This window comes from Dysgonomonas sp. UBA7710, assembly GCF_002482385.1.
Lineage (GTDB): Bacteria > Bacteroidota > Bacteroidia > Bacteroidales > Dysgonomonadaceae > Dysgonomonas.
In genome coordinates this window covers 1-9,712 of record NZ_DLFW01000034.1, presented here as the reverse complement: position 1 = coordinate 9,712, position 9,712 = coordinate 1, and the positions used below count along the sequence as shown (strand labels likewise).

At 39.4% G+C, this 9,712-nt stretch carries 6 protein-coding genes and 1 pseudogene; all 7 read right to left on the bottom strand.

Going from position 1 to position 9,712, the window contains the following annotated elements:
* Window positions 1–3,181 (bottom strand): annotated as a pseudogene (locus tag B3317_RS10490) (hypothetical protein); the annotation flags it as partial.
* Window positions 3,182–3,198: 17 nt separating this feature from the next.
* Entirely contained in the window at window positions 3,199–3,585 is a 387-nt protein-coding gene (locus tag B3317_RS10485; protein ID WP_291111243.1) for a hypothetical protein, read from the bottom strand.
* A 211-nt stretch (window positions 3,586–3,796) separates the two neighbouring features.
* A complete protein-coding gene (locus tag B3317_RS10480; RefSeq protein WP_291111241.1) occupies window positions 3,797–4,741 on the bottom strand; it encodes a fimbrial protein in 945 nt (314 codons plus the stop codon).
* Window positions 4,742–4,747: 6 nt separating this feature from the next.
* Complete coding sequence (locus B3317_RS10475; protein WP_291111239.1) at window positions 4,748–6,058, bottom strand: fimbrial protein; 1,311 nt, start codon at window positions 6,056–6,058, stop codon at window positions 4,748–4,750.
* A 36-nt stretch (window positions 6,059–6,094) separates the two neighbouring features.
* Window positions 6,095–7,075, bottom strand: a complete 981-nt coding sequence (locus B3317_RS10470; RefSeq protein ID WP_291111237.1) for a FimB/Mfa2 family fimbrial subunit — start codon at window positions 7,073–7,075, stop codon at window positions 6,095–6,097.
* A gap of 93 nt (window positions 7,076–7,168) precedes the next feature.
* Entirely contained in the window at window positions 7,169–8,824 is a 1,656-nt protein-coding gene (locus tag B3317_RS10465; protein WP_291111235.1) for an Mfa1 family fimbria major subunit, read from the bottom strand.
* Window positions 8,825–8,903: 79 nt separating this feature from the next.
* The coding region (locus B3317_RS10460) for an OmpA family protein (protein WP_291111233.1) at window positions 8,904–9,712 on the bottom strand (809 nt) is incomplete at its 5' end.

The following is a 9,712-nucleotide window of genomic DNA, read 5'->3' as shown; positions in this document are numbered from 1 at the left end:
GATAAACGGTATTCGATTCTAGTACCACACTTTCATGACTGATAGCCGCAGATGTTATGGGTATGGCTGCTGTAAATGAATTAGCAATAAGATTCATCCCCGAATAATTTACATTAAGTGTCCGGGTAACACCCACAGTTGCATCACCGACATTGAGTATACCAGGAAAACGATATATATGAGTCGGCTCAGCGTTGGTATTATTTGTGATTTCATAACCTTTGAATGCTTTTAAGCTTAGATCCGGAGTATATGGAGCCGGACGCCATTTATTGCTATAAATATAAGGCTCAACCCACTCGTTTATAGTTTCAACTTTCGGATCCAAGTAAGGAAAATCTGAGGATTGTACCGGAATACCAAAATATTGCCATTGTTTTTTATAAAATCCGCAAGTCGCGCATTCATAAGCTTTATTATAAAATTCGACAATGGCATTTACTGTTGTATTATTGGGAGGATTCGTGAATATTAACGTTCCCGTAGCCTTATCTGGATCTGATTTTATAACGATAGTACCCTTATTGGAATTGTCGTCTTTTACAGTACCATTGATAGTTAGCTGATTTTGAGTAGTGATAACTAAATCTACATTCGAATTATTAATCAGATCACCTATAATACGGTCTTTGTCTAGATATAGATCTCTTTGAGCCGGATTATTACTATTATTAACAGCAGTCGCAAATTCAATGTCTTCTCCAGTATCAGGCACTTTCTTAGCTGTCCAGTTATTGGCTATTGCCCAATTGGTACTTTCGGTTCCATGCCAATAGTTACTGCAATATTGGTCTACAATAATTATAAACTCCCAGTAACAAGTTATATACATTCCTGGAGGAATAGCATAATAAATAGAAGATTCACCGAAAGTTCCCACAGGGAAACCTGTCGCTGAAGTATATTGTATAGCATCGTCTGCGGGAGTTACAATACCAGTTGAGACATCTTTATTTACTTTACTGTAAAATTTTGAGCCTTTGGGGAAATTGGGTGAAACATCTGTAAAGGGAATAGTTCCCCCAGCAGACAACCCACAATATTTAAACTTTCTGCGAGTATAATAATCAGGATCTTCACCCTCTGGAACCGTACAACTTGTAGCTAAGTAATCTGTTGCATCTATATTGAAGTTTACAGGTTCATATACAGGCTGTCCATCGCAGGATCCATCTTTTATAAATCCAGTAATAAATTTATTATTTGTAAATGATACTCCGGAGGTCACTCCTGTTCCAGTAGTAGTCCCATCTACAGAAACCGTTATACAAGATGCGTTGTTGAGAATAAAGCAATCATTCGTAACTTTCAATCGATAGGTTAACTTAGCTAATACTTCGTCTTTATCTACAGGCAAAGGAATATTACCTATATTCCATATAATGGAGCCGGTTCCTCCGAGAGCCGGATCATAGGTTACTGTCCCCGACATAGAAGGATTACCTTGCCAAAAATATTCAGCGTAAGAACTCATATAAGTGGTTGTGAATGGAACAGGTATAATAATCTTACCATCCTTTACTGCTTCTGTCCCCAAGTTCTTAAGAAATACAGTATATTCAATCTCATCGTTAGGATATACGGTTGTCGATGATTCTCCCGGGACGTATGGAATATCATTTACAGAGATCACATTATTCTCACTTTGTACTTCCGGTATATAAGCATCCACTGCCATAGCAATACAGAAAATAATATATGTATCTTGTGTAGAGTTATACTGAAAACGTGTGGAAGTCTGATTATTAGTCATCAAAGATTTATCATCATTATTGAGTGTAAACATAGAAATGTCTAATCCCGTGTTGTTTTTTAAATTGGGATTACGAGCATTTCCTCCTGTATATATTGATGAATTAAAGAAGTTATTTGTTGTATTGTCTCCATGGGAGAGATTGACCCAATTACTATTGGCTGCATTTCTTATCTTAAACTGGTCTCCAGAAATACCAACATCTCCTTCTCCAGCCATTAACCCTAATTTTACATCCACTGGACCCTGCTGAACAGTATTAAAACCGGAAACTGGTAGTTCATATGTATAATTCCCTCCTGCGACATAAGCATGACCGTCAAAAAGAGTTACATCGCGCCATTTCATCTTGGAGTTTTCATAGACGACGATCAATCCCCAACCACCATAAAATCCGGTTCCACCTCCGTTACCTTCCTGTAAAGCAATATCAGCTACAAAATATTCACCTAATCCATTTGCCTTAACATAATCAGTTACCTCTGCATAAGCTGAATACATGTACCCGTCGTCTGCGGTTGGATAATAGATATCGTTGGAGTTCGCAGTGATAGTTTGATAAGTATCCCCGGCTTTTTTCAGTTTTACCTGTCGCTTATTCAATAATTTTGCACCTGATGTTACACTTGCTCGGTAATTGTCATTAATACTGTTATTTGTTCTCCTTTTTCTCAATGAATTGAGAAAAATAGTCTGGCTCCCAGAACTTATGCCGTAAGGAGTATTAAAGGTAAAGGAATAGTTGTTATTAGACGTACTTGTCAAATCTCCAGAGAGTGCAGTTTCTGTTCCGTTACCGATCTGAACTGTTACTGAACCTTGATCGGAGTTTCCCGAGTTCCAGGAACGAAAGCGAAAAACAACCTTATTTTCTCCCCCAGAAGGAGTGAAAGTGTAGGTCGCAATACGGCCATCTGATGTGCCTGAGCCCTGAGATTGATCGGTGGCAGCGATAGACAAGGTATAGCCGTTGAAACTATCAGTATTATATCGATTATCAGTTGAACCTCCGATTGTAAATGCATTAGGGCTTGTACCATTATGTGCCCTGCCCGTCCAGTAGAGTCCTGCATATATAATATTAGAACAATTCGGATCTGCCACACCACCTTCTGTAGAAAAAGTAAGGGTGGCTGAAGATGAGTTTAAAGTATTAGGGTCACCATCTACATCTACATAGTCCATATTAGCATTATTACTGCCATTATCACTATAATTTCGTAACGTGAGATTCGTATTGCCTATCATTGTAAAGTCTCCCTTGATATTATATACTTTTGTATCAGGACTGTAAGTTGATGTTCGCTGAGTGAATGGGATTCTCACCTGTGCCCCTATATCCTGGAAGGAAGAAGTTATCCCTATAAATAGAAATAATAGAATCCATTTCCAGCCCACTCTATTTTTATGATGATATAGTTTTTTCATATTCTTCATTTTTTCGTTTACTGAGGAATACATAATTGGTAGAAGACTTGTATATATTCTTCTGTTTCTACAGTATTATTAATCACTGCTTCCGAAACTTTAACGTTCAGACATTCCTCGTTTTCATTATCGTCGCAGACAGGATATTCATAAACAAAAAGGATATATTCTAATGAGGTGAAAGCTTCTAAGCGGGAACAGTCTATTTCCATCCGTTCATCATCAGTGGATTGCAAACGTATCTGAATAAGCTCCACTGAAGAGAACTCCTTTCTTTTACTATAAAGAGAGGATATGTCATTTGCATCCACATATAACACTAAAGGGGCGGAGTTGCCATACATCGCACACTTTCCATCTGTAAGATAAGCATCTGGCTTTAGCCCTGTAATTAATGATCTCAATTTAATATCTGTAGTGCTTTTAAGTGGCTCTGCGGCATTTATTGTATTATGAATACTTGAGAGAAGGTCTGTAAAAAGAAAACAAGTAAGAACTAAAAATATTCTTAACCTGCATGTACTGTATGTACTTTTAAGTATCATGTCTATATCAAATTTCATATTCGTTTTGTTTATCACATTTATTGTGAATATTTAATTCTATAACTTCCGTCTAAATCTCCACATCGTACACATACCAGTTATTGCGCTCTATTTTTGCCGGCAGTTGCAATTTGTAGGTCTCGTCTCCAAATTCAGGTGGGGGTAGGAATCCCCCGTCAAAATAAGGCAAACTGAGCTCTATGCTTGTTCCTGCATTATCCCGTTCGTTGAGGTAAGTTATCAGGGTCAGGTTTGTTACTTTTCCATTGCCATCAAGCGTATAGGATGTTATAGCATCGTTCCAGTTTATCCAAGCGAGTGAGCTGACCAGATTATCGGTTTTCAATATCTGTTTCAGGACATAGGTATTCTTATCGAAATCGATAAGCCTATATTTATATCGTGTAGTGCCTTCCCCAGACAATGGTTTTTCCTGATGCTTTGCTGTCAAGCTTATGTTGAGTTGTACTTTGGCCACAGCCCGAATCAGAGGAATACTGCTAAGCTGGTAATTCGAATTAAAATCGTGTGTCTTATTGCCCGACATCAAGATAGGAGTCGTTAGTGTCGTAGACCAAGGCGTGCTGTTTGACTGTAAAACCGATTGTAACCCTGTTACGGTAGAGACTCCATCAAGTGATGTTTTTATTCCGGTACAGTTGGCTACAACATATACATCTCTGCTACCAGCTTCTGCCTGTGTAAGGTTGAGTAATACTTTGTTATCTGTATTGTTCCATGAACCGCCGGAAAAACTAGCCGATGGTATGTAATAAGATTTAAATGTCTGTGCCCCTGATGTAGGAAATAAAAACACATACAGGTTATCAATTGTCTGTTCAGTGGCAGAGCCATTGTCAGTAGCTGCTTTCAGACTCCCTTTAACGAAACTGTTTATTTGAAAAGAGAGTATTATTTTTTCATTATCCGTACTGCCTGCCACAGGGTTGTCATCACCTGAACAACCGGTGAACAGCAGACTTAAGAAGCCTATTATGTATATATATATTTTCATATTCTTTTATTTACTGAATGTCTTCACCAGAATCCCATTGTAATATACTTCCAGATAATTCCCGGATTGAGGAATATTTGTCAGTGTATAATCCTCTTTGTCAGTAGGGCTTGTCTTTATAAATTCTTTAGTCAATGCAGCGTCTGAGAAAGTACATCCGTTTATAGCTTTCAGCGTAACATGATGCGGATCACAAACTTCTATCGTATTACTGATCATTACATTCCCGTCATTGTCAACGTTCACATTATACCCGTAACCCATGTAAGTTGCACTTTTTTTAACTGTCCATGGATCGATGGTATAAATGATTTCTATCGTTTGCAATTTTTTGATAACATAGTAGTAATGCCTGTTTCTGTAGATGTTATAGTCGGGCTTATCCGTATTTTGACCGGTGGCAAAGGCCAGATAATCCGTGTCGGTGATGGTGCGGTCGTCTGTAATGACAGGTATGTCGTAGAATTTTCCGTCAAGGGTTTCAATCCTGAAGTAGTTGACCGGTTTATGATCTGATACTGACCAGACAGGATTTGTATTCATCATCATGGCTTCCGGCATATAGTACAGATATGAATTACCCACTTTTTTTAACAGCTTATCTTCATAATACCCTATAGTTGCAGGATACATATCAGGTATGAGCCCGAACTGACGATATGCATTTTTATAATAAATGTTCTTGACACCGGAACCTATAGATGCCCCCTCTATTACGACTTCGAGTTTGGCGACAGCACGGATTAACTTCACCCGGTTTTCTTCTGTCCCGTTCACAACAGGTCGGAAAGGCTTCGGCTGGTAGATGTTTCCGCCTACACTTACTGTTTGGTTCAGATATGTTCTGGACATCGGAAAGCCCTTACTTTCTGCGGCTGAAAGATACAGGTCTGTTTCCATATCGCGGAAAGCAGACATGTAACTGTCCATCAATGACTTTGTGGCTATCATCTTCAATGCTGCCATCGGCATATTGGCCACAAAATAAAAATCACGTTGTCCTGTGGTCAACTTTAAGGTAAAGGTTTTTTCCTTATCTGTAAAGGGTATTGCTTCATCGAAATATTCAGAGATCTTTTCTCCGGTCGATGAATCGAAGACCAGCAAGGCCAGATCGTGTACGCGATCTTCATAATCTGCTGCATCTTCATTGATTGTTTCCGTATCGGCTGCCTGCGCCCTGTTTACAGATAAGTATACCTCCTGTCCTTTGGTTGTCTTGTCTGTTTCATCCTGATTTTCATAGATAAAAGAGTCACAAGCCACAAGCAGAACCGGCAGACAGAGTAAGAGTATATATCGTATTTTTAATATCATAATCGTTTGGATTATTCAAGCCCGGCAGGCTTAAATTTATAAATCAGTGCTATAGCTATGAACAAGCCAGTTGTTCACATAAATGGTGCAACTGAAGTGAGTCCAGCACTCGGCACAATAATCCTTGATCAGGAATTTGATTGTAAAGTCATTTTCACAGTCGAGGTTTACACCCTTGTCTACAGCTCTTAACAGGATGCTGGCAATCAGGTCACCGTCAAAGACGGTTTCTTCCTTATCGTTTCCTGTATAGGTAATATTCAGTTTGTTGCTGTAACCGGTAGTAAGGTCCAGCATGGCATAATTCCATTCACCTGTATTTCCTTCCAGTTTGGTCTCTATAGACGGATAGGTCAGTACCGGAGTATTCATAGGCATCGTACCGTTTATACGTACCGTACCGTTAGCCGATGAAACGGCTACATTCAATTTTGTCGGGTCATATGTTTTCATCGTAACATTATCGAACTCGACGATTATCTTGACCCTGTTGGTCAGTTCCCTTAGATTTACTGCTGTATGTTTATATAACGAGCCGTATTCTTCCGGATTGGGTAAAAAAACGACCGGGCTTTCACCATGCCATATACGTTCTGTAGAAGTAAGAGTGGTCGCTATATTATTTGTTGAGTTAATAGTCATCATCACATCCTCTTTGGTGGTTATTCCAGGAGTGAATGTATTTTTTTTGAATTTATCATTTATCCCTGTCCATGCTATAAATGAATAATTTCCGTCAGATACGGGAACAAGCATTTCATAGTCACGATCCAAGGTTACATCCTGTTGTTGTACTGTAGTTGAAAGTTTGCCTTCCTGATCGAATGCAAATACGGTTAGTGAGGATACGCTCCCTATAAACAGGGAATCGTCTACACATGGGGTCTTGGAGTAGAATTTTACATAAACACCCTGAGGGCAATCTTTCAGGTCATCGTAGATAAGGGAATCGCAACCCCAGAAAAGAGCCCCTGTCGCGAACAATACCATTATTATCCAGATTCGTAAATTCTTCATCCCTTGTACTTTTTATTAATTTAATGTTTGATTTGAATAATCGGTAGGGAAATACCGCTCCCTACCGAAGTTATTGTTTTTTATTTTTGAAGATTAAATCCCCGGAGATACAGAATACGAGTGAAGCGTCCAAGGAAGAACTTTCACATCCACGCTCATCCATGTTTCAGGAGTAGTTAATGGATCAGTCGGTTTAATCGGATTCTCAGGCTCATTATATCCAGGTACACTTGGTTTAGGATCCGGATTTAGAGGTAGATTCGTACCCGGGTTAGATGGATCTTCAGGGCCTTTCGGATTATTCGGATCTTCAGGGAATAACGGGTTCCAGTTTGTTCCCAGATTTCTGAATCCTGTAATGTGGATATGGTATACGTTATTTCTTATAACCGGAGAATTATACCATGCCGGAACAGCATCAGGATTTACCCATGCATAATATAATACTTTACCTTTTACATATCTAGCTACAGTCTGATCTTCAACACCACCTTTCGCTGTATTTTGGGCGTTTTCGGCAGTAGTATAGAACTTACCGTTTTCACCCACGAAGAAGTCGTTATTTGGAGTATACGTTTCACCGTCTGCAAATGCCGCAGCCGCAGGTGTGAATTTAGCACGGATAAGCACATAGGCTGTATTTCCTTTTTTATAGCTGGAAGTAGCACCTGCAGCATAAGCGTGTGTGTTTGGCAGGATAAATTTACCTGACAGTTCGGCATTCAACTCTGCGGTTACTTGTCCGTAAGGATCGGTTGCATAGTCAGTCATTGTTTTAACGGCAGTTCCTCCGAACTGGTTAGCAGAGTCATAGTTTTCAAACAAACCCGAATAATCGTATTTAGAAGAGCTACCTGTAATATCGGTCCCCCAAAAGTCAGCATCTGAAGTGGGAACCCATGAATAGCTAGGTGTAACCCAATCTGCTTTCCGTTGGATATACAAAGAACTTTCACCTTGTGCCAGTACCCAGTTGATATCGGATATCACACCTAGGGGTGAACCTCCCGCTGAAGGCACGGTGTAGCTCAAAGCCTGAGTCGAAACCATAACCCGGGCGACAGCTCTTTCCACTTCCAGGCTAACACGGTTTTTAGGTGAGGTTGTAGCCAACGTTTCGGTATCTGTTACATTGGCTTCCACATTTATTGTTTTAGGCTCAACATTGGTCATGACGATTGTTTCATCTGTCGTTCCATTTTTGACTGCTAGTTTATCCGCAGAAGTATTGGTAAATGTTTGGGCACCCGAGTTAGCCAGATACAACGCCGCCTGGGTGTAAGCATTTTCAAACTCAGCCACCGGCGTTTTAGCCAACGCATTTACTACTTCTGTTGTTCCGTTTACCAGAACATATACTTTCTTGGCTCCGGCTGTAGTCTTAATTGCAGCATTTTGTGTCTTAGGAACCAGTGTTATGTCACTACCGTTTATGATTTTTTCATAATCTTTTCCTGAGCCACTGGCACCGACTTCAAGTGATTTTGAGGTAACCGATGATCCGTCTATGAGATAAACAGCTACAGTTTTTATATCGTCTTTTCCAGCCCATTCCCCGATATTGTTGTAATCTTCAGGCAGAGCTTTTGTTGCCCTCAACCCTGAATTCTGGGACATCTTCAAGGTAACACTCACATTCGTATTACCTTCTTTTTCTCCGCCCGATGATATATCATCGTCATTGCTACAGGCTGTCAATCCCAAACTTAATGCGATTGCAGCAGTTAAAAATAATTTGGTTACTTTCATTTTTTTATCGATTAAAAATTAAAAATCTATTTTTGTTTGTTTTGTGAATAATGCGGTTTATCAGTATTGTATATTATTTTTATTTGAGGATTCTATTAATAATTTCCAGATTGGCACTTGCATCTTTATCTCCGTTATCTGCTGATTTATTGAAATACCCTAAAGCTTTTTCCATATCACCTTTTAATATATAAGCCACACCAAGATTATTCCACACAGTCGGTTTCTCTTCTATTCTTTTTAGCCGTTCAATGGCTGTGTCATAATTTTTGCTTTCAATATCTGCGGCTGCGGAATTAATAATAGCAATTTCGCTCTCAGGGTATAATCTGACTGCGATATCAAAGACGTCACGAAACTCTTTGCTGTTCGATGGGTAACTTTCTGCCACCAGGTACATTTCGTTTAGGCTGAGAAGTTTTGGATTTTTCTTTATCACTTCTCTGGCTTCTTCCACATTAAAGGCACGTACCACGTAGGCTACTGTATATTCTGTACGTCTCAATAGAGGATAATAATTATTAAGCAGTGTTTTATAGGTATCTCCGTTTGAAAGTTTCAACAGTTCAATATTCCGCACATCGGGATTCTGAACCTTGTCAATTATATTCAGAATATTTTGTTTGTCTGCCAGGAATGAAACAGAAATTGCTTTACGCAGACCTTCCCAGTCTTCTCCTTTGCCTTCAACCGTAAATTTGTCGCGCGAGACACCAAATTTGGAGACCAGGTAATGAGCAAAGGAATTAGCCCTGTTTTGCGCCAGTATGCGATTATGTTCAAAACTGCCTTCGGGAGAGGCATATCCAGCAATGGTGAATTCGGTTATTTCAAGATCTTGGTTATCTCTTATATCCCCAATAATCCTGTCTACTTCATCAAATTGAA

Coding starts and splice junctions, on each gene's coding strand:
- B3317_RS10480 (WP_291111241.1), bottom strand. CDS start 4,741: ATGAAAATATATATATACATAATAGGCTTCTTAAGTCTGCTGTTCACC.
- B3317_RS10475 (WP_291111239.1), bottom strand. CDS start 6,058: ATGATATTAAAAATACGATATATACTCTTACTCTGTCTGCCGGTTCTG.
- B3317_RS10470 (WP_291111237.1), bottom strand. CDS start 7,075: ATGAAGAATTTACGAATCTGGATAATAATGGTATTGTTCGCGACAGGG.
- B3317_RS10465 (WP_291111235.1), bottom strand. CDS start 8,824: ATGAAAGTAACCAAATTATTTTTAACTGCTGCAATCGCATTAAGTTTG.